A 19,602-nucleotide genomic window follows, 5' to 3' on the forward strand; every position below is an offset into this window, starting at 1 on the left:
AAGACGACGCGCATCCGACAACCGCTCCAACAGCAGCATGCCGACGCCCTCACCCCAGCCGGTGCCGTCGGCCGCGTCCGCGAAGGACTTGCAGCGGCCGTCGGGCGCGAGGCCGCGCTGGCGGCTGAACTCCACGAACAGTCCGGGGCTGGCCATCACCGTGACGCCGCCGGCCAGGGCCATGTCGCAGTCGCCGCTGCGGAGCCCTTGCAGGGCCATGTGCAGGGCCACCAAGGAGGCCGAGCACCCGGTGTCGACGGTGACGGCGGGGCCTTCGAGGCCGAGGGTGTAGGACACCCGGCCCGAGGCCACGCAGGTGTAGGTGCCGGTGAGCAGGTAGCCGCCGGCGTGCTCGTCGGCCTCGTGCAGTCGGGGGCCGTACTCCTGAGCCATTGCGCCGACGTACACACCGGTGCCGCTGCCGCGCAGGGTGGTGGGGTCGATGCCGGCCCGCTCGACCGCCTCCCACGCGGTTTCCAGGACCATCCGCTGCTGCGGGTCCATGGCCGCGGCCTCGCGCGGGCTGATGCCGAAGAACTCGGCGTCGAACAGGTCGGCGTCGTGCAGGAACCCGCCATGGCGGGCGTACGAGCGGCCCGCGCGGGACGCGTCGGCGTCGAAGAGCTGGTCGAGCGCCCAGCCCCGGTTGCCGGGGAACTCGGAGACGGCGTCCTGCTCCTCCAGCAGGAGCCGCCACAGGTCCTCCGGGGAGGCCACGTCGCCCGGGAAGCGGCACGCCATGGAGACGATCGCGACGGGTTCGTCGGAGTCTGCCGCCCGGCGCGCGACCGCCCTGGTGACGGGCTCGGCTGCGGGGCCGTCACCGGACAGCAGCGCTGCCAGCCTGGCGACGAGCCGCTCCGGCGAGGGGTGGTCGAAGAGCAGAGTGACCGGCAGCTTCAGGCCGGTGGCCGCGTTGATGCGGTTGCGCAGCTCCACGGCGGTCGCCGAGTCGAATCCGAGGCTCAGGAACGAGCTGGCTGGGTCGACCTCCTCGGGCCGCCCGCGACCCAGGACCAGCGCCACCTCGGACCGCACCAGCTCCATCAGGCGGGCGGTCTCCCGGGGGTCCGGGCCAGCGGCCGGTGAGGTGACGGCCGGCCCGGGGGCCTGGCGCTGGAAGCCGTACGTGGGCAGGGCGACCAGTGCCGCGCCAGGCGGGAAGACGGGGCCGAAGTCCACCGCTCCGCCCTGGGTGTGCAGCTCTGCCACCGAGGTCAGGAAGCGGTGCGCACCCTGCTTGCCGCGGCTGATCGAAGCGATCACGATCGCGTTCGAGTCGGTGCTCTCCAGGGTCTGCTCGACCGGCAGTGTCAGCACCGGATGGGGGCTGACCTCGATGAAGACGTCATGGTCGGCGAGGGAGCGAACGGCACCCTCGAACTGGACCGGCCCGCGCAGGCTGTGGAACCAGTACTCGGCGTCGAGGGAACGGCCGTCCAGCAGCCCGCCCGTGGCGCTCGAATGGAACGGTACGGCCGCCTGGCGCGGGCGCAGCGGCGCCAGGCCGGTGAGGAAGTCCTCGCGCAACTGCTCGATGTGGACCGAGTGCGCCGCCACGTCGACCGGAACCCGCCGTGCCCGCACGCCCTCGGCCGTGAACTCGGCCAGGAGGGCCGCCATCACGTCCGCGTCGCCGGAGACCACCACCGATTGCGGCCCGTTGACCGCGGCGATCGAGACCCGCTCGCCCCACGGCGCCACTCTCGCCCGCAGATCGGCCTCCGACAGCGGGACCGAGACCATCGCGCCCTGGCCGGCGATCCGGTGCTGCGCCTTGGCCTGCAGCGCCGCGACGCGCGCACCGTCCTGGAGCGAGAGCGCGCCGGCGACCACGGCCGCGGCCACCTCGCCGATGCTGTGCCCGACCACCGCGGCGGGGCGGACGCCGAAGGAGGCCCAGAGGTCGGCGAGGCCGACCATGACGGCGATCAGGACGGGCTGGATGACGTCGTCGGTCTCCATCGCCGGGGCGCCGGGCGCCGAGCGCAGCACGTCCTCCAGCGACCAGTCGACGAACGGTGCGAGGGCCTCGGAGAAGGCATCGATGCTGGCTCGGAACACGTCGGAGGTGTCCAGCAGGTCGGCCGCCATGCCGATCCACTGGGAGCCCTGGCCGGGGAAGACGAAGACGGCGTTCTCGCGGGGCGCCGGAGCGGTGCCGCTGATCCGGCCGTGGCTGGTGCGGCCCTCGGCGAGCGCCGTGAGCTCCTCGGTGAACTCGGCGGCCGTATCGGCGAGCAGGACCGAACGGTGGCGGAACGCGGTGCGTGAGACAGCGAGCGAGTGGCCGAGGTCGGCGAGGTCCTCCGCTGTGGCGGGCCGGTGGGGGTCCTCGGCGAGATGGGCCAGCAGCCGCTCGGCCTGCGTCCGCTCGGCTGCGGCGCTCTGCCCGGAGACCGGCCAGGGCAGCGTGCTGCTGCGGAACCTGGCCCGTTCCGCGGAGCGCTCCCGCTCCGACCGCGGGGGCAGGCCCACCACGATGCGACGGGCCACGCCGTCGCCGTCCACGAAGTCGGCGTCGGCAGGGCAGAGCGCTTCGAACACCGCTGTCACCGCCGCCGTGCCGTCCGCCGAGTCCCCCGAGTCCGCCAGGTCCGCCGCGACCGCCGTGCCCGGAGCGGGCTCACCGGTGGTCAGCACCGCACGGACCCGATCGCCGTCGTCCAGCGCCCGGGAAAGGGTCTTGAGGACCAGGAGCACCTCGGCGTCCTGTCCGTCGGCGGACACCGCACCGCCGGCCAGGGCGATTCCGCTGTCCCCCGCGCGCAGGCTCTCGCACGCCAGGTGAACGGCCGTCAGGGCGACGGTCCCGCCGCCGGCGACGGTGCGGCTCGGACCGCTCAGGCCGAGCACCGCCAGGGCGGCCCCGGCCGCGTCGGCGCCGTCGGCCGCGTCGGCGCTGCCGGCGGCAGGAACGCCGAGGAAGAGCCCCGTGCCTCCGTCCCGGAGTGCGCCCGGCAAGACGCCGGCCTCCTCCAGTGCCTGCCAGACCAGTTCCAGCAGCAGCCGCTGCTGCGGGCCCATCGACTCGGCGGCGTCCGGTGCGATGCCGAAGAAGTCCCGATCGAAGCCCTCTGAGCGCTCACTGCCGCATCGGGCCAGCCCGACGACGGCGACCGGCTCCCCGTTCTGAGCACCCATCACAGGTTCAGCGGCACGGCGGGTGGTCTCGACAGACACGCGGGTTCCCTCACTCCAGGCTCAACGGTGTTCCACGGAAACTTCTCGGGGGACGCCTGGAACACCCGGGAGGCGACCCGCCTGTACCGCCGGCGCGTGCGGGCCGGCTACCACTCCACGATCAGCCGGGACAGCCCTCGGGTGCCGAGTCCGTCCTTCCAGACCACCGACCCGGGTCCGGACGCGAGGCGCAGGTTCGGGAACCGCCGCAGCAGGCACGTCAGGACGGTCTGCAGTTCGAGCCGGGCGAGTGATGCACCTAGACAGCGGTGCACCCCGTGCCCGAAGGTCAGATGCGCGGCGTCGCGCCCCTGCGGGTCGATCAGCCGCGGTTCGGGGAAGGCCCTGCCGTCCAGGTTGCCGTGCAGGAGCGAGACCACGACGGCCTCCCCGGTCTGGACGGTCACGCCGCCGAGCGCCACCGGCTCCGCGGCGACGCGGGTGAACCCGAGCGGGGTGGAGGGGGTCAGCCGCAGCAGCTCCTCGACGGTCCGGGCGACCCGCTCGGGGTGGTCCAGAAGGTCCTGGTAGGCGGTACGGTCGGAGAGCAGGGCGAGGACCGACAGACTGGTCTGGCCGACGACGGTCTCGTAGCCGGCCATCAGCAGGGTGAGGCCCATGGTGAGCAGTTCGCCCATGGAGATCTCGCCCCGGGTCTGCGCCCCGATCATCGAGGTGAGTACGTCGTCCTCCGGCTCGCGGCGCTTGCGCTCGATCAACTCCGACATGTAGTCCGCGAGTTCGAGACGCCGCCGGGCCTTCTCCCGCGGGGTGCTGGCGGAGATGTCGAAGAGCACCTCGACCCAGCCGCGGAAACGGGGGCTGTCCTCCAGCGGGACGCCCAGCAGCGAGCAGAGCACGGACAGCGGCAGCGGCGTGGCGAGCCCCTCGACCAGGTCGGCGCCCGGTCCCGCCGCCGCCATCGCGTCGAGGCATTCGTCGGTCAGCCGCTCGACGGCCGGCGCCAGGGCGTTGACCCGGCCGGTGGTGAAGGCCTTGGTCAGCACGCGCCGCAGTCGGGAGTGCTCGGCCCCGTCCATGCTCATCATGGAGTTCGGCACCGGCTGGGCGTCGTTGAGCTGCGGCGCGTGCGGCTTGACGGCCTCCGCCCTGCTGAACCTCTCGTCGGACAGCACCTGGCGCCCGAGCGCGTAGTCGCAAACCAGCCACATCTTGTCGCCGGCCGGTGTGGCGAAAGGTACGGCGCCGAGGTCGTCCGAAATATGCGCGCCTCCGGCCAGGTACTGCTCCAGGAATTCCGGAAGCGGGCCCAGCGGGCCGGCGCTGCGGTGCCTCATGATGTCCTCCCCGTTGCGGTCTGCGGCAGTCGGATCGTCACGCCGTCATGGTGAATCGGCTGATTCGGTCGAAAATGGAGGCGCAGCGCCGACACGCAATCCCCTCAATGCGCCGAGCCTGCTGTGAATTCCGCTGTGCCCGCAGCGGGGAAATCCTGGCCAGGATCGAACATACCCCCCAACCGGGGGGGCGTGAAGGAAAGGTACCGACAACCCGAAGCATCCGCATGGCCGTTCTTCGGATGTCCCGTCGACAGGACATCCCATCGAACGGCCGGCAATCCGGGACACCGGACCGCGGCGAAAGAAAGCAGAAATGAATTCCGGCGGATCGGGCCGTCCGCGCCGGCCGCCGTCGCGGAACTCGTGCGAACGCGTGCGAATGGACCGGCCGCCGTCCTGTCGACAGGACGGCGGCCGGGTTTCCCCGTGTGCCGGGCCCCCGACGACCCTGCCGGGCCGTCAGTGGTGGGTCAGGGCGCCGAGGTTGTCGAGCGCGTCCTGTGCGCGCTGCGCCCAGGCCGGGGCGCCGACGCTGTGGAACGCCTGCTGGGCCGTGTTCAGGTGGCCCCGGGCGGTGCCGGCGTCGCCGAGCCGGTGGTGGACCTGGCCCAGGGCGAGGTTGATCCGGCCGGTGACCATGGGGTTCCTGGACTGCTGGGCGACCTCCAGGGCGTCGGTCAAGGTGGCGCGGGCCAGGTCGGTCCTTCCGGCGTCCAGCCGGGTCTCGCCCAGGCCCAGCAGGGTGAAGGCCAAACCGACCAGATCCGCCTTCTCCCGGACGATGCGGACCGCACGCAGGAACGATTCCTCGGCCTGCTGCGACTGCCCCACCCCGGCATGGACGCGGCCCAGCCGGTACAGCGACTGGGCCAGGTTGCGGGTGTCGATGCCGCGGGCCTCCTCCAGGGCCACGGCGTCCAGGGCGAACTGCATCGCGGCCCCGGGGCGGCCGGCGTCCAACTCGGTCTCGGCCATGTTGCTCAGGGTGTGCGCCTCGCACAACCGGTCCCCCACCGCCCGGAAGACCGGCAGGGCCTGGGCGAACCGCGCCATGGCACGGTCCAGGTCGCCGCGGATCCGGTCACCCTGGGCCAGGCAGCGCAGCGTCATCGCCCGCCCGTGCTCCTCCCCGGCCGCGGTGAAGCAGTCCAGCGCCTCCTGGAAGCGCGCCTCACTGTCGGCCACCTGGCCGTGGCCCAGTTCCAGCACGCCCAGACCGTAGAGCATCGCCCCCTGCCCGCGCAGGTCCCCCGCGGTGCGCGCTGCCGCCAGTGCCTCCTGGCAGCACTGGCGCCAGTCCTCGGTGTAGCTGCGGGTGCCGAAGAAACTGCCCGCACACACCGTCAGATCCCAGGCGTACTCGGCCAGCCCCATCCGGGCCGCCTGCCGCACCGAGGCCACCAGCGCCAGCCGCTCCGCCTCGTACCAGGTCAGCGGCACCCCCAGCAGCTCGTCCAGCAGCTCGGCGTCGACCTCCTGCTGCACCAGGGCGCTGTGCACACCGGTACCGCCAGTGGAGTCCTCGCGCCGGTCGGCCTCCCGCGCCACGGCCAGGAACAGGGACAGGAAGCGGGTGACGGCCCGCTCCCGCTGGGCCTGCGACTCCTCCTCCGCGGCCCGCTCGCGGGCGTACAGCCGCACCAGGGTGTGCAGGCGGTAGCGCAGCCGCCCGGTGACATCGACGCTGGCCACCTCCAGCAACTGCGCGTCCACCAGCGTCTCGACCAGCCGCTCGGCGTGCAGCACCCCGCACTCCAGCATCGCCGCGCCGGCCCAGGCGGTGAACTCCGGCGCGTCCAGCAGCCCCAGCCGGCGCAGCAGCCGCGCCGCCTCCTCGTCCAGGCAGCGGTAGCTCAGCGCCAGGCTGGCGCGCACCTGCGACTCGCCCGCGCTCAGCTCGTCCAGCCGGCCGCGCTCGTCGCTGAGCCGGGCCACCAGGTGGGCCACCGTCCAGTGCGGCCGGGAGGCCAGCCGCGCCGCCGCGATCCGCAGCGCCAGCGGCAGCCGGTCGCACAGCTCCACCAACCGGACCGCGTCCGCGCGCGCGGCGCCGATCCGTTCCTCGCCCACGATCGCGGTCAGCAGCTCCAGCGCCTCGGCCCGCGACAGCAGGCCCAGGTGCACCCGGGCCTGCGGCGGCCAGGTCACCAGATCCTCCATCTGGTCCCGTGAGGTCACCAGCACGCAGCAGCGGCTGCCGCCCGGCAGCAGCGGACGCACCTGTGCCCAGGTGCGCGCGTTGTCCAGGACGATCAGCACCCGGCGGTCCGCCAGCACGCTGCGGTACAGCGCCGTCCGCTCCTCCAGGTCGTCCGGGACCAGTTCACCCGGCACCCCGAGCGAACGCAGGAACCGGCTCAGCACGTCGCGCACGGCCACCGGTTCGTACTGTCCGTCGTAGCCGCGCAGATCGGCGAACAACTGCCCGTCCGGGAACCACCCCGCCGCGCCCACCGCCCAACGCACCGCGAGACCGCTCTTCCCGGTCCCGGCGGCTCCGGTCACCAGTCCGACGGCGGCGCCGTCGCCCTCGCCGGACAGCAGGCAGTCCAGCGCCGCCAACTCCTCCACCCGCCCCGCGAACGCCGGCACCCCCGGGGGCAGTTCGGCAGGGACCCCGGCCATCGGGCCGCCGGGGCTCTCGGCGTCGGTCTCGGCGTCGATGTCAGCGGGGGGCGGGGACGCCTCGGCTGCGGACTGCGCCACCGACGCCAGCGCGGGGTCGTCGCGCAGCACCGCGTCATGCAGTTCCCGCAGGTCCGGACCGGGCTCGATGCCCAGTTCCTCGATGAACAGCGAACGGGCCTCGCGGAAGGTCTCCATCGCGTCGGCACGCCGCCCCGAGCGGTACTGAGCCAGCATCAGGTGGTGCCGCAGGCGCTCACGCAGCGGATGCTCGCGCACCATCCCGGCCAGCACGGGCACCAGTTCCTGATGGCGCCCCAGGTCCAGCTCCACCCGGACGGAATCGTCGTAGGCGTTGAGCCGGCACTCCTCCAGACGTGCGGCCTCCTCCTCCACCAACTGCCCGGCCACACCGGCGAACGCCGGGCCGCGCCACAGCTCCAGCGCCTGCGCGAAGCACTTGCCCGCCTCCGCGAGCCGGCCCTCGCGCACCCCCGCTCCGCCTGCCTGCACCAGGTGGGCGAAGTCCACCGCGTCGAACTGGTACCCCTCGGTGTTGAGCACATAGCCCGGGTGCGCGGTCACGATGACGTCGCCGCCGACCCCGGCCGCCTTGAAGCTCTTGCGCAGCGCCGCCACGCAGATGGCCACCTGCGTCCGCGCCGTCTGCGGCGGGCCGCTGCGCCACACCGCCTCGACCATCGTGTCGATCGGCACCACCCGGCCCGGGACCAGAAGCAGCAGCGCGAGCACGGTCCGCTGCCGTGGGCCGCCCAACGGCACACCCGACTCCCCGACCGTCACCGCCAGGGGACCCAAAACCCTGAATCTGAGCTGCCCGCCCACCCCGGCCCCCCTCGCTGAAGACCCCTGTCCCGGAACCACACCAATGTATGGCACCTAACGGAATGTTCGGGCCCGCAGCACACCACCGAAAACCGCGGACGGCACATTTGCGGCCGCCGCCGGTCCGGTCCGGCCTACCAGGGAGTCGGGTCAGTCGCCGCGGACGCGGACGCGGCCGGGGCGGCGACCGTGGCGGTGGTGCCGTCGGCGGAAAGCGAGGCGTGCGCACCGTGACCCGTCATGGCGACTCCGGCGGCGAACAACGCCGTACCGGCGACGAGGGCGATGAGGGACGACTTGGTTGCGGCAATCACGCTGGTGAGCTTCATGGTCCGTATTCCCGTCTGGTTGTACCCGGCTCTCCGGGCTGCGCTTCGTTCCGTCTGAAAGAAACGCTAAAGACTGGGCTTTTCGGACTGTTATCGCTTCGGCTTCCCCTGCCAGGCACAGCGATAACGCCTGGCGGAAAGGAGGTTTTCCACCCCCGGGGAGCGGAGGATTTCCTGCTATCCCGGCGCCCTGGGCGGGGCGAAGACTCGTGCTGCGGCGGGCCACTGCCGCGGTACGGAGGTGAAACAAGCCATGCCCCCCTTCCTCGCGGCCACCGCGGCTCCGGCCGCGGCCGGAGCCGCCGGGACGCCCCGGACCACTCGGCCGCACGCCGAGTGCCACATCTGGTCGATGCCACCGCTTGCCCAGCCCTCGGCCTGGTTCGGCCTGCTGGACGGCGCGGAGCTCTCGCGCTGCTCGTCCATGCCGTCCACGTCGTCCGGGCCGTCCATGCAGTCCGGGCAGTCCGGGCCGGACCTGGCCGGGTTCGTCACCGGACGGATCCTCGCCCGGACCGCCCTGGCCCGCCTCGCCGGCATCAGCCCGGAGGAGGTCCTGCTGCGCACTGCCTGCCCGGACTGCGGCGGCCCGCACGGCAAGCCGCAGATCGTCGGTGCCGCCGAGGGATGGGAGCTGTCCATCGCCCACTCGGGCGGTGTGGTGGCGGTGGCGCTGGCACTGGGCAGCCCGGTGGGCATCGGCGTGCAGCGGCCCCGTCCCCGGGGCGGCGCGGGTCGGCCGCCGGAGCACGAGCTGCTGCTCACCCCGGTCGAGCGGGCGGAGATGGAAAGGCTCTCCCAGGCACGCCGGGTCAGGGCCGGGCTGGCCTACCGGGCCCGCAAGGAGGCGGTCCTGAAGGCCATCGGGGAGAGCCTCCACACGCCCCTGTCCGACTTCGCCGTCTCCAGGCCGGACCGGCCGCCCGCCCTGCTGGGCTGGTACCCGCCGGACGGCGGCCGACCGGTCCCCGCCATCGCCGACGTCCCGCTCGCCGACCGCCACCAGGCGGCGGTGGCCGTGCTGGGCGTGCGCTCGGTACTGCCCACCGTCCACGACGGCAGGGACCTGCTGCCCGGCGGGCGCCCGGCACGGTGGCGGCGAAGACCCCGCGGCAGGCCCGGGTCCCCCGCGGACCGCACCCGCTGAACCACCACCGGACCGCCCAGCCCTCCCAACGTCCAGACGACCCGTCCCGAGGAGTTCCCCATGCCCCAGATCACCTATGTGGCCGCCGACAGCACCGAGCGGACGCTCGACGTCTCGGCCGGCCTCAGCGTCATGCGCGGCGCCGTCATGAACGACGTCGACGGCATCGCGGCCCAGTGCGGCGGCAGTGCCCAGTGCGCCACCTGCCATGTCTACGTCGACCCGAAGGCCGTCGCCGCGCTGGAGGAGATGGACGAGGAGGAGGACGACATGCTGGGCTACACGGCCTGCGAGCGCCGGCCCAACAGCAGACTGAGCTGCCGGCTGCAGGTGACCGACGCCCTGGACGGCCTGGTCGTCCACCTTCCGGAGCGGCAGTACTGATGGGCGCTCAGCAACTGACGGGCGCTCAGCAACGGCCCGACCGCGTCGTCGTCGTGGGCGCCGGGCAGGCGGGCTACCAGGTCGCCGCCTCCCTGCGGGAGCAGGGCCACCAGGGCGGCATCACCCTCGTCGGCCAGGAGGACGGCCTGCCCTACGAACGCCCTCCGCTGTCCAAGGCGTACCTCAAGGGGACCGCGGACGAGAGCCGGCTGTGGCTGCGGCCCGAGGCCTTCTACACCCGCGAGCGGGTCACCGGGACCGGGACCGTCGTCGCCGTCGACCGCCCCGCGCGCGCCGTCCGCCTCGGCGACGGCCGGGTCCTGGGCTACGACCATCTCGTCCTGGCGACCGGGTCGCGGCCCAGGACCCTGGACGTCCCCGGTGCCGACCTGCGCGGGGTACGCACCCTGCGCACGCTGCGGGACGCCCGGGCGCTGCGCACCGACCTGGCCGGGGCCGCGCACGTGGTCGTCGTCGGCGCCGGCTTCATCGGCCTCGAATTCGCCGCGGCCGCCAATGAGATGGGCCGCCGGGTCACCGTCGTCGAAACCCACCGCAGGCCGCTGGGCAGGGTGGTCTCGGAGCCGACGGCCGCGTACGTCACCCGCCTGCACGAGGAGCGGGGCAATGAACTGCTCCTCGGCCAGGGCGTGGCGGGCCTGCGCGACGACGGCTGCGGACGGGTGGCCGCGGTGGAACTGGCCGACGGCCGGCTGCTTCCCGCGGACCTCGTCCTGGTCGGCGTCGGCGCGGCACCGTGCACCGAACTGGCCGAGGCGGCCGGGTTGTCGGTGGCCGGCGGGATCGTCACCGACGAGCAGCTGCTGACCGGCGACCCCTGCGTCTCGGCCGTCGGGGACTGCGCGGCGTTCCCGGATCCGCGCTCCGGCGCCCGGGTGCGGGTCGAGTCGGTGCAGAACGCCGTGGACCACGCGCGGTTGGTCGCCGACCGGCTCACCGGCGCCCCGCGCCGCTACCGGGACCTGCCCTGGTTCTGGAGCGACCAGTTCTCGGTGACCCTGCAGATCGCCGGCCTGGACCGCGGCCACGACCGGGCGATGGTCCTGGAAAGCGCCCCGGACTGCTTCTCGGTGCTGCTGTTCCGCGACAACGGGCTGGTCGCGGTCGAGTCCGTGGGGCGGCCGGGTGAGCACATGGCGGCGCGCAGGCTGCTGGGCGGCGGTGTCCCGCTGAGCCCCTGGGAGGCGGACGCGCCCGGGTTCACCCTCAGGGCTCACCTGAAGGCCAGGTCGGGCGGTCCGGTGCCGGCGGCTGCCTGAGGGGCGGGTCCCGTCCCTCAGGCAGCCGGTGCGATCAGTGCGCGAACAGCGGGTCGACGTCGTCCATGCTCTGCTCGATGGAGGCGCCGGTGGCGATCGGCACACCGGCGAGTACCTGCTCCGGGATGTCGAAGGCGTCCACCAGTGCCAGCATGTGCGGGGCGAGCTCCGCGATGACCGCGTCGACGGCCGCCGGCAGGCCGCGGACCTGCTGCGCCGTCATCCGGCCTTCGACGAGCAGGTCACCGGCGTGGTAGCGCAGCCGCTCGAGCAGGAACAGCCGGCACAGGCCGGTGAGCAGGAAGCGGGCCAGCGGGTCGGCGCTGTCCTCCGCCGCGGCCAGCAGGGCTTCGGCGGCGCGGAGTTCGGCATGGGTGGAGACCATCACCAGGGCGAACCCCGAGGTCTCGTTCCAGCGGGCGACCGGGTTGCCCGCCGGAGCGTTCCGCAGCGCCGTGCGGGCCCGGTCCTGCCAGATCGCCTCGGCGGAGGCCAGCAGGTTGCACAGGAACCTGGGGTCCTCCAGGGCCGCCGTGCTGTCGTCGGAGCCGTCGTCCTCGACGACCGCGCAGCTGTATCCGAAGAGCATCTCGGCGGCGGCCTTCACCCAGATCACCAGGTTGTCGCCCTCGGCGGTGATGCTTCCCTCGGCGTTCGGCTGGAGGTCGGCCAGTCCGTTGGGCCGCAGCAGTCCCTGGGCCCCGCAGCGCTCACGGCACTCGATCATGACGTCCCGGGCCTGCCAGGTGATCCACCCCTTGGCGACGGCGGCGAGCCGCTCGGCGTCCGCCCGGTCGGCGCCGGTGTGGCCGGCCCAGCCCGCCACCGCGGCGCGGTGCAGGAAGGTCATGGCGTAGGTGCTGGCGAGCGCCTGCAGCAGCCGGCCGTGGTGGCTGCGGTGCGCGGCCACCGGGGTCCGCTGACCGGTCATGGAGTCGGTGATGTGGCGGTGGTAGGCGTACCGCACCGCGACGGACAGCGCCATCCGCGACGCCCCGACCGCGGCGGCGCTCATGCACAGCTTGCCGGTGGTGACCCGGGCGATGGAGCTCAGGAACCGCTTGCGGCGGTTGCCGAAGCTGCTGACCAACTGCCCCTCCGGGGTGAGCTGTCCGTGCTCGGCCTCCAACAGGGCCTTGCGCGGCAGCCACACCTGGTCGAAGGAGGTGAGGCAGTGGTCCACCGGGCTGCCCATCCGGTCGGGCAGCAGGCGCACCCTGATCCCGGGCAGCATTCCGTACTCGTTGCTCAACGGGGTGAGGAAGAGGAAGACCCCCTGGTCCTCCCCGTCCACCAGCAGCCGGGCTGCCACCAGGGCGCTCTTGGGGCCGCCTATCGCGCTGGTGTTCGGCATGAACTTCTGCGCACCCGGATTCGGCGTGTGCAGCAGGAAACCGCCGGTCGCCCGGTCGTAGGAGGCCGTGGTCTCCAGGGCCGCGGCATTGTTGCCGTGTTCCAACTCGGTGCACAGGAAGGTGCCGACCCGCTTCAGCGAGGTGTAGTCGGACAGGTCCCGCCGGTGCCCGTCATGGTCGATCAGGCTCCCCAGGAACAGGTTGTAGTGGATGCTCGCAAGCGTGCACATACCGCTGTCGACGAAGCCCGTCCACTCGTGCAGGGCGGCCAGCCGCACCGGGTCGCAGGCCAGGGCCTCGGGGCTGTCGACAGCACTGTTGACCAACCGCAGCCGGTCGTAGGACAGGTCGATCTGCTCCCTGGGCGACAGGCTGACGGAGCGTGAGAACTCCTTGCCGGCGATGAGCTCGCGCCAGGCGCCGTGCACGCGGTCCCGGTCCTGCCGACCGAACAGCAGCGAGGTCAGTTCACGGACGGCCGCGGTTTCGGAATCGAACCCGGTCGGCGGGTCCGGAGGCGCGGTTCTCTCGTCCAGCATTGCGTCACTGCTGGTAGGGGCGAAATTGAGCGTCAGTACGGACATCTTCGAAACCTCTTCCCCCGGAGGCGAGCCAGATTGGCTACCGGTATAAGATACGTACCGACCGGTTTTAATGCAAGGAAGAAATCGGCGTCGCGGAGCCGCCTGCCCCGATGCCGGCAGCGCCCTGAGAAGGTACCGGCAGTCCCATAAGAACCAGCTGACCCCTACGTCTGTCCGGCCCTTGTCAAAACCGGCTGAACGGTTTTATTGTCGGCTCGAGGGACGGTGCAGGGCTGCTGGCAGCCAGTCGGTCCTGCCCCGCACCTAGGTATACGATGCTCGGTTTGATACCGTACGGACCTGACGGTTTCTTTTGGGTTCGACGGGGGCGATTGAGGGTGCGTCGTGGCACAGCAGGAACGGGCCATCAGGACACGTGAGAGGATCCTCCTCTCGGCGGCCGAGGTCTTCGACGAGACGGGGTACGACGCTGCCACCATCTCCGAGATCCTCAAACGGTCCCAGGTGACCAAGGGGGCCCTCTACTTCCACTTCACCTCCAAGCAGGAGCTGGCCCAGGCGGTGCTCGCCAGCCAGCTCGCCTCGGTGCCGCCGGTACCGCAGCAGGACCTGGTCCTCCAGGAGGGCCTGGACAGCGCGCTGCTGCTCGCCCACCTGCTCTCCCAGGGCGACCCCATGGTGCGCGGCAGCATCCGGCTGACCGTGGACCAGGTGCTGGCCCACGACGGGCTGGACCGCAGGGTGCCGATGCAGGGCTGGACCGACAGCAATGTCGCGATCCTGGAAAAGGCGCGGCAGAACGGCGAGCTCATGCAGCACGTCAATATCGAGACCGCCGCCAAGCTCTTCGTCGGCGCCTTCACCGGGGTGCAGATCCTCTCCAAGATCATGACGAACCACGCGGACATGGTGGAGCGGGTCCTGGACCTGCAGCAGCACCTCCTGACGTCCATTGCAGTCCCGCCCGTGCTGGTCCGACTCGACTTCGCGCCCGACCGGGCACAGCGGGTGTACGAGGCGGCGCTGAAACTGCAGGCCGAGCGGGCCCCCGCACCCGTGTGAGGTCCCGGCTGTCCTGCGCGTACATACGGAATTCTCGGTCCCGACCCGACAGAACGGAATGCACGCAATGGAGAAGACAGCTGCCTGCCCCTACGCCCTGGACGTCTCGGGCAGGGACCTCGCCGGCGAGGCGGCGATGCTGCGGGCGCAGGGTCCGGCGGTCCAGGTGGAGCTTCCGGGCGACGTGACCGCCTGGGCGGTCGTCCGGCAGCAGTACGTGGAGCAACTGCTCACGGACCCCCGGGTGTCGAAGGACGCCAAGCAGCACTGGCCGGCCTTCATCGAGGGGCGGATAACCGCGGACTGGCCGCTCTACGCCTGGGTGGCGAACGAGAACATGCTGTTCGCCTACGGGGAGCGGCACGCACGACTGCGCCGGCTGGTGATGGGGGCGTTCACCGCCCGCCGCACCGAGGCGCTGCGCCCCCGCGTGGAGCAGCTCACCGCCGAGCTGGTCGAGCAGTTGGCGTCCGAGCCGGCGGGGCAGCCGAAGGACCTGCGCAGGTCCTTCGCCGACGTGCTGCCGATGCGGGTGATCTGCGAGCTGTTCGGCGTGGAGCAGGGCGCCGACACCGAACTGCTGTGCAGCGCGATGCACACCGTCTTCAGCACGACCGTGGACGCCGCCGAGATGGAGGCCGCGCGGATCCAGTCGTTCGAACTGCTGAGCCGGCTGGTCGCCACCAAGCGGGAGCGGCCCGGGGACGACCTGACCTCGTCGCTGATAGCGGCGCACGACGACGGGAACATGCTGACCGAACAGGAACTGCTGGGCACCCTGTATCTGATGCTCGCCGGCGGCCAGGACACCACCTGCACGCTGATCACCAACGCGACCGCGGCCCTGCTGACCCACCCCGAGCAGCTCGCGCACCTCCGCGCCGGACGCGCCACCTGGGAGGACGTGGTCGACGAGACCATGCGGGTGCACACTCCCGGCGCCTACTCCCCGATGCGCTTCGCGGTCGAGGACATCGACCTGGACGGTGTCGTGATCAAGCAGGGCGACCCCATCCTGGTCAACTTCGCGGCGGGCGGGCTCGACCCGGCGCGCTACGGCGAGCAGGCGGCCGCCTTCGACCTGCTGCGCACCGACCGGGACTCCTTCGGCTTCGGCCACGGTGTCCACCGTTGCATGGGCGTGCCGCTGGGCAAGATGGAGGCGATGACGGCCCTGGAGAAGCTCTTCGAGCGCTTCCCGGAGATGACCCTGGCCGTTCCGGCCGAGGAACTGCAGCCGATGCCCACGTTCCTGATGAACGGCCCCGGCTGGCTCCCGGTCCTGCTCAACCACCGGCCGGGCCAGTCCGCCTGACGTCCACTCAACCCCGGCGTCGGCGTCGGGACCGCTTTCCCGTCCATCGTCCCCCGAGGGCCCCGGCCGACGGCCGGGGCCCTCGTCCGCGTTCCCGGACGGGCCGTCAGCGCTGCCCGTTCGCCCGGCCCGCCGCGCCGCCCTGACGGCCCGTCCGGGGCTCCGCGCGGGCCTCCGTACGAGGCCAGATGTACTCCGGGGCCACGGTAGCGACCGCCTCCGAGGTGGCCAGCCGCGGCAGGACGAGCCGCCAGAAGCGGGCCAGCGAGTCCGGGGAGAGCCACTCCGGCTCCGCCCGTCCGAGCACCTCCAGGCCGGCCGTGACCGCCGCGATCGAGGTCGCCGCGTCCTGTTCGCCGACCGCGCCCGTGAGCAGGTTCTCGTCGTCGGCGGCCATGAGCAGTTGCCGAATGCATTCGAACCACTCGCCGCGCAGGTCCAGGCCGGTACGGTGGGGCATCTCGCAGCTCAGGTAGAAGCCCGCGCTGACCACGATGTCGTCGCGGATCTGCTCGGCAAGGGCCTGGCAGGTGCTGACCAGCCGCTGCAGGGCGTTCATCTCCGGCCGCTGTGCGTCCTGCGCGGCGCGGCGCAGGATCACCGCCGCGCTGGCCTCCACGGTCGAGGCCAGTGCGGCCTTGGTCTCGAAGTGGAAGTGCAGGGCCCCGGGGGTGACCCCCGCACTCGAGCTGATGTCCGCCAGCCTCGCCTGGACGTAGCCGTGCCGCTCGAACGCCTCGGCCGCGCATCGGATCAGCGCCTGGCGGGTGCGGACGGCACGTTCCTGCTTCATGACTGAGGGCTCCTCGGGGGAATTCGGCACAACACTCACCCTATCAATACCAAACCATTGTGCCGGTTTGCTATCCGGAATCCCGTCACAGATGCCGCGCTCCGGCCGGCGCCTGGCGCCTGAGAAGTCTGGTTCATCCGGATTCTGGCCTCTTCAGAGCTTCCCTCGCAGGGTGATCCGTACCTTCAGACCGGGTGATAGGCGACCTAAGCGGGTTACTGTGGTGAGCATGCCCATAAATCGGATCTCCTAGTCATTCGCGAGGATTGAAACGGGGTCAGAGGTTTGTTCCTGGCCGAAATCGAAGGCATGGCCGGGGTCGCCGGGCGGGCCGCACGCGCACACTTTCGCCTGCACATCGACAACCAACCGGTGCATGACGGTGCACCGACACCCTGGTTGAAAAACCAGGCAACTGGTATGTTTTACTCGGTTTGCCACCGAACCATCATGTCAGATTGAGCCAGATGAACTTGTACTGGTGCCATAATGGTGCCATGATGGAGCCATGGAACTCACCCAGTATGTCGAAAACCTGCGCCGCGAGCTGACGACCGCGGCCGGGGTCGGCGGCGAGGACGCCCGTGCGCTCGCCGACCGCCTGCTGCCCCCGCTCGACGCGGCGGTGCGGCTCACCCTGCTGGAGGTGATTTCCGAGGCGGCCGAGGAGATCACCGCCGAACTGGCGCCGGGCTCGGTCGACGTCCGGCTGCGGGGCGGGAGAGCGGGGTTCGTCGTGACCCCGCCGCCGGCGCCCTCGGTCGGCACCGGCGCGGGCGGCCCCGCCGAGGTGCGGCTGCCGCAGGCCGAGGGCGACGACGCGGCCATGGTCCGGATCAACCTGCGCCTGCCCGCCAACCTCAAGGCCCTGATCGAGGAGGCCGCCGCCGGGGGCGGCCTGTCGGTCAACGCCTGGATCGTCCGGGCCGCCGCCGCCGGGCTGGCGGGCGAGAGCCGGCGCACCGCCCCGCCGGTGCCCGCGCACAAGCCGGACCGGATCGGTCAGAGCCACAGCGGCTGGGCCCGCTGAGCTGCGGACATCCCGGTACCACCGCAGCACCCCGCCCTACCGAAGCCATCGTGAAGCAAAGGAACCCGAGATGTCCCTCTCCACCTTCGACACCCCCTCACCGATCGCCGTCACCCTCGATCTGTACGCCGCCGACGTCCGCTTCGTGGTCGGCGACCGCATCGACACGATCGTCGAGGTCAGCCCCAGCGACCCGGACAAGGCCGCTGACGTCAGGGCCGCCGAGAACACCCGGGTCGAGTACGACGACGCCACCCGGACCCTGAGCGTCGTCTCCCGCAAGCCACGCAACAGGTTCGTCAACTTCAGCAGCAAGCGCCCCGAGTCGGCCGACATCCTCGTCCAGTTGCCCGCCGGCTCCGACGTGCGCGGCGAGGCGGACTTCGGCGACTTCCACTCCGACGGCACGCTGGGCACCGTGGTGTTCAGGACGGACCTCGGCGCGGTGCGGCTCGCGCAGACCGGGCCGGTGAACCTGCGCAGCGGCCTCGGCGAGATCACCGTGACCTCGGTGGCCGGCTCCGCCGAGGTGCACAACAGCTCCGGCGAGATCCGGCTCGGCGCGGTCGACGGCACCGCCGACGTCACCGCGAGCAACGGGACGATCCGGCTCGGCGTGGTCACCGGTCCGCTGACCGTCAAGGCGACCAACGGCCCGGTGTCGGTGGACCGTGCGCTGTCCGACGTCACCGTCGCCAACTCCAACGGCGAGGTGCGGATCGGCGAAGTGGTGCGCGGCAAGGTCAACGCCGCCTCGAAGAACGGCCGGGTCGAGGTCGGGGTCCGCGAGGGCAGCGCCGCCTGGCTGGAGCTGAACACCGGGGTCGGCCGCGTCTACAACGAGCTCGCGTCCGCCGACGCCCCCCAGGACGACGAGCCCGGCGACAAGGTGGAGATCCACGCCAGTACCAGGCTCGGCGACGTCACCATCCGCCGCGTCCCCCTCCTCGCCCAGGACCACTGACCGCGCGGTCCCGGTCAGTAGCGGTACTGCTCCGGCTTGTAGGGGCCTTCGACCGGGACGCCGATGTAGTCGGCCTGGTCCTGGGTCAGGACGGTGAGCTTGACGCCCAGCGCGTCCAGGTGCAGCCGGGCCACCTTCTCGTCCAGGTGCTTGGGCAGCACATACACCCCGACCGGGTACTCCTCGGTCTTGGTGAACAGCTCGATCTGCGCGATCGTCTGGTTCGCGAAGGAGTTGGACATCACGAACGACGGGTGACCGGTCGCGTTGCCCAGGTTCAGCAGACGCCCCTCGGACAGCATGATGATCGTGTGCCCGTCCGCGAACCGCCACTCGTGGACCTGCGGCTTGACCTCGGTCCGCACGATACCCGGCAGCCTGGACAGGCCGGCGATGTCGATCTCGTTGTCGAAGTGGCCGATGTTGCCCACGATCGCCTGGTGCTTCATCCTCTCCATCTGACCCGCAAGGATGATGTCCTTGTTGCCGGTGGTGGTGATGAAGATGTCCGCGATACCGACCACCTCCTCCAGGGTGGTGACCTGGTAGCCGTCCATCGCCGCCTGCAGCGCGCAGATCGGGTCCACCTCGGTCACGATGACCCGCGCGCCCTGCCCGCGCAGCGACTCCGCGCAGCCCTTGCCGACGTCGCCGTAGCCGCAGACCACGGCGACCTTCCCGCCGATCAGGACGTCCGTGGCACGGTTGATACCGTCGATCAGCGAGTGGCGGCAACCGTACTTGTTGTCGAACTTCGACTTGGTCACCGCATCGTTGACGTTGATGGCCGGGAACAGCAGGCTGCCCTCGCGATGCATCTCGTACAGGCGATGCACCCCGGTGGTGGTCTCCTCGGTGACCCCCTTGATCGCCGCGGCGGCCTCGGTCCACTTGCTCGGCGAGTCCTTCAGGGTGCGGTTGAGGAGCTCCAGGATGAGGCGGAACTCCTCGTTGTCGGCCGTCGAGGGGTCCGGGGCCTGGCCGGCCTTCTCGAACTCGACGCCCTTGTGGATCAGCAGCGTCGCATCCCCGCCGTCGTCCAGGACCATGTTCGGGCCGACCTCACCGGGCCAGGTCAGCGCCTGCTCGGTGCACCACCAGTACTCCGCCAGCGTCTCACCCTTCCACGCGAACACCGGCACACCCCGCGGATCCTCGGGGGTGCCCTGGGGGCCGACCGCGATCGCGGCAGCCGCGTGGTCCTGGGTGGAGAAGATGTTGCACGAGCACCACCGAACATCGGCACCCAACGCGGTCAGCGTCTCGATGAGCACCGCCGTCTGGATCGTCATGTGCAGCGACCCCGTGATCCGGGCACCGGCCAACGGCTGCGACGCCGCGTACTCCTTACGGATCGACATCAGACCGGGCATCTCATGCTCGGCCAACTGGATCTCCTTGCGCCCGAAAGCAGCCAGGGAGAGATCGGCAACCTTGAAATCC

General features: G+C 71.6%; 14 protein-coding genes. 7 read left to right on the forward strand and 7 right to left on the reverse strand.

Going from position 1 to position 19,602, the window contains the following annotated elements; genetic code table 11:
- From TR46_RS36075 to TR46_RS36090, 4 genes are all read right to left on the reverse strand, one after another.
- Window positions 1-3,183, reverse strand: a 3,183-nt coding sequence (locus TR46_RS36075) for a beta-ketoacyl synthase N-terminal-like domain-containing protein (RefSeq protein ID WP_042410967.1), incomplete at its 3' end; no start/stop codon positions are given.
- Between the two features lie 107 nt (window positions 3,184-3,290).
- The gene (locus TR46_RS36080) at window positions 3,291-4,481 is read right to left on the reverse strand and encodes a cytochrome P450 (RefSeq protein ID WP_042410953.1); all 1,191 of its coding nucleotides are present in this window, start codon (window positions 4,479-4,481) and stop codon (window positions 3,291-3,293) included.
- Window positions 4,482-4,943: 462 nt separating this feature from the next.
- On the reverse strand, window positions 4,944-7,892 hold the full coding sequence (locus TR46_RS36085) for an AfsR/SARP family transcriptional regulator (RefSeq protein ID WP_236655684.1): 2,949 nt from the start codon (window positions 7,890-7,892) through the stop codon (window positions 4,944-4,946).
- Between the two features lie 197 nt (window positions 7,893-8,089).
- The gene (locus TR46_RS36090; protein ID WP_042410954.1) at window positions 8,090-8,284 is read right to left on the reverse strand and encodes a hypothetical protein; all 195 of its coding nucleotides are present in this window, start codon (window positions 8,282-8,284) and stop codon (window positions 8,090-8,092) included.
- A gap of 253 nt (window positions 8,285-8,537) precedes the next feature.
- On the opposite strand from TR46_RS36090, the gene TR46_RS36095 reads away from it, so the two are divergent.
- Genes TR46_RS36095 through TR46_RS36105 form a run of 3 tightly spaced genes read left to right on the forward strand, consistent with a single transcriptional unit; the run spans window position 8,538 to window position 11,095 of the window.
- A complete protein-coding gene (locus TR46_RS36095; RefSeq protein ID WP_052433412.1) occupies window positions 8,538-9,431 on the forward strand; it encodes a 4'-phosphopantetheinyl transferase family protein in 894 nt (297 codons plus the stop codon).
- A gap of 60 nt (window positions 9,432-9,491) precedes the next feature.
- The gene (locus tag TR46_RS36100) at window positions 9,492-9,815 is read left to right on the forward strand and encodes a 2Fe-2S iron-sulfur cluster-binding protein (RefSeq protein ID WP_042410955.1); all 324 of its coding nucleotides are present in this window, start codon (window positions 9,492-9,494) and stop codon (window positions 9,813-9,815) included.
- Window positions 9,815-11,095 carry an NAD(P)/FAD-dependent oxidoreductase gene (locus TR46_RS36105; protein ID WP_042410956.1) on the forward strand — a complete coding sequence of 427 codons (1,281 nt, stop codon included), beginning with the start codon at window positions 9,815-9,817 and terminating at the stop codon, window positions 11,093-11,095. Before TR46_RS36100 ends, TR46_RS36105 begins: the two co-directional genes overlap by 1 nt.
- A gap of 34 nt (window positions 11,096-11,129) precedes the next feature.
- Here TR46_RS36105 and TR46_RS36110 read toward each other — a convergent pair whose 3' ends face one another.
- On the reverse strand, window positions 11,130-13,034 hold the full coding sequence (locus tag TR46_RS36110) for an acyl-CoA dehydrogenase family protein (protein ID WP_236655685.1): 1,905 nt from the start codon (window positions 13,032-13,034) through the stop codon (window positions 11,130-11,132).
- A 345-nt stretch (window positions 13,035-13,379) separates the two neighbouring features.
- On the opposite strand from TR46_RS36110, the gene TR46_RS36115 reads away from it, so the two are divergent.
- Both TR46_RS36115 and TR46_RS36120 read left to right on the forward strand, forming a co-directional pair.
- On the forward strand, window positions 13,380-14,057 hold the full coding sequence (locus TR46_RS36115) for a ScbR family autoregulator-binding transcription factor (RefSeq protein WP_042410958.1): 678 nt from the start codon (window positions 13,380-13,382) through the stop codon (window positions 14,055-14,057).
- 67 nt (window positions 14,058-14,124) lie between these two features.
- Window positions 14,125-15,372: a cytochrome P450 family protein gene (locus TR46_RS36120; protein WP_042410960.1), complete on the forward strand. Its 1,248-nt coding sequence runs from the start codon at window positions 14,125-14,127 to the stop codon at window positions 15,370-15,372.
- Window positions 15,373-15,478: 106 nt separating this feature from the next.
- Here TR46_RS36120 and TR46_RS36125 read toward each other — a convergent pair whose 3' ends face one another.
- Window positions 15,479-16,165 carry a ScbR family autoregulator-binding transcription factor gene (locus TR46_RS36125; protein WP_042410961.1) on the reverse strand — a complete coding sequence of 229 codons (687 nt, stop codon included), beginning with the start codon at window positions 16,163-16,165 and terminating at the stop codon, window positions 15,479-15,481.
- A gap of 508 nt (window positions 16,166-16,673) precedes the next feature.
- Between TR46_RS36125 and TR46_RS36130 the strand changes: the two genes are divergently transcribed.
- Together TR46_RS36130 and TR46_RS36135 are read left to right on the forward strand one after the other, a co-directional pair.
- Window positions 16,674-17,195: a type II toxin-antitoxin system TacA family antitoxin gene (locus TR46_RS36130; RefSeq protein ID WP_042410963.1), complete on the forward strand. Its 522-nt coding sequence runs from the start codon at window positions 16,674-16,676 to the stop codon at window positions 17,193-17,195.
- Between the two features lie 70 nt (window positions 17,196-17,265).
- Window positions 17,266-18,159, forward strand: a complete 894-nt coding sequence (locus tag TR46_RS36135; protein ID WP_042410965.1) for a DUF4097 family beta strand repeat-containing protein — start codon at window positions 17,266-17,268, stop codon at window positions 18,157-18,159.
- A gap of 14 nt (window positions 18,160-18,173) precedes the next feature.
- Here TR46_RS36135 and ahcY read toward each other — a convergent pair.
- Window positions 18,174-19,602: adenosylhomocysteinase (ahcY, locus tag TR46_RS36140; protein ID WP_042410976.1), on the reverse strand; the 1,429-nt coding region annotated here is incomplete at its 5' end.

This window comes from Streptacidiphilus carbonis (assembly GCF_000787775.1).
Lineage (GTDB): Bacteria > Actinomycetota > Actinomycetes > Streptomycetales > Streptomycetaceae > Streptacidiphilus > Streptacidiphilus carbonis.

Bases quoted from the DNA above. Each gene is read 5' to 3' on its own strand.
- TR46_RS36120 (WP_042410960.1), top strand. From the start codon at position 14,125: ATGGAGAAGACAGCTGCCTGCCCCTACGCCCTGGACGTCTCGGGCAGG.
- TR46_RS36080 (WP_042410953.1), bottom strand. From the start codon at position 4,481: ATGAGGCACCGCAGCGCCGGCCCGCTGGGCCCGCTTCCGGAATTCCTG.
- TR46_RS36110 (WP_236655685.1), bottom strand. From the start codon at position 13,034: ATGTCCGTACTGACGCTCAATTTCGCCCCTACCAGCAGTGACGCAATG.
- TR46_RS36090 (WP_042410954.1), bottom strand. From the start codon at position 8,284: ATGAAGCTCACCAGCGTGATTGCCGCAACCAAGTCGTCCCTCATCGCC.
- TR46_RS36130 (WP_042410963.1), top strand. From the start codon at position 16,674: ATGGAACTCACCCAGTATGTCGAAAACCTGCGCCGCGAGCTGACGACC.
- TR46_RS36100 (WP_042410955.1), top strand. From the start codon at position 9,492: ATGCCCCAGATCACCTATGTGGCCGCCGACAGCACCGAGCGGACGCTC.
- TR46_RS36105 (WP_042410956.1), top strand. From the start codon at position 9,815: ATGGGCGCTCAGCAACTGACGGGCGCTCAGCAACGGCCCGACCGCGTC.
- TR46_RS36135 (WP_042410965.1), top strand. From the start codon at position 17,266: ATGTCCCTCTCCACCTTCGACACCCCCTCACCGATCGCCGTCACCCTC.
- TR46_RS36125 (WP_042410961.1), bottom strand. From the start codon at position 16,165: ATGAAGCAGGAACGTGCCGTCCGCACCCGCCAGGCGCTGATCCGATGC.
- TR46_RS36095 (WP_052433412.1), top strand. From the start codon at position 8,538: ATGCCCCCCTTCCTCGCGGCCACCGCGGCTCCGGCCGCGGCCGGAGCC.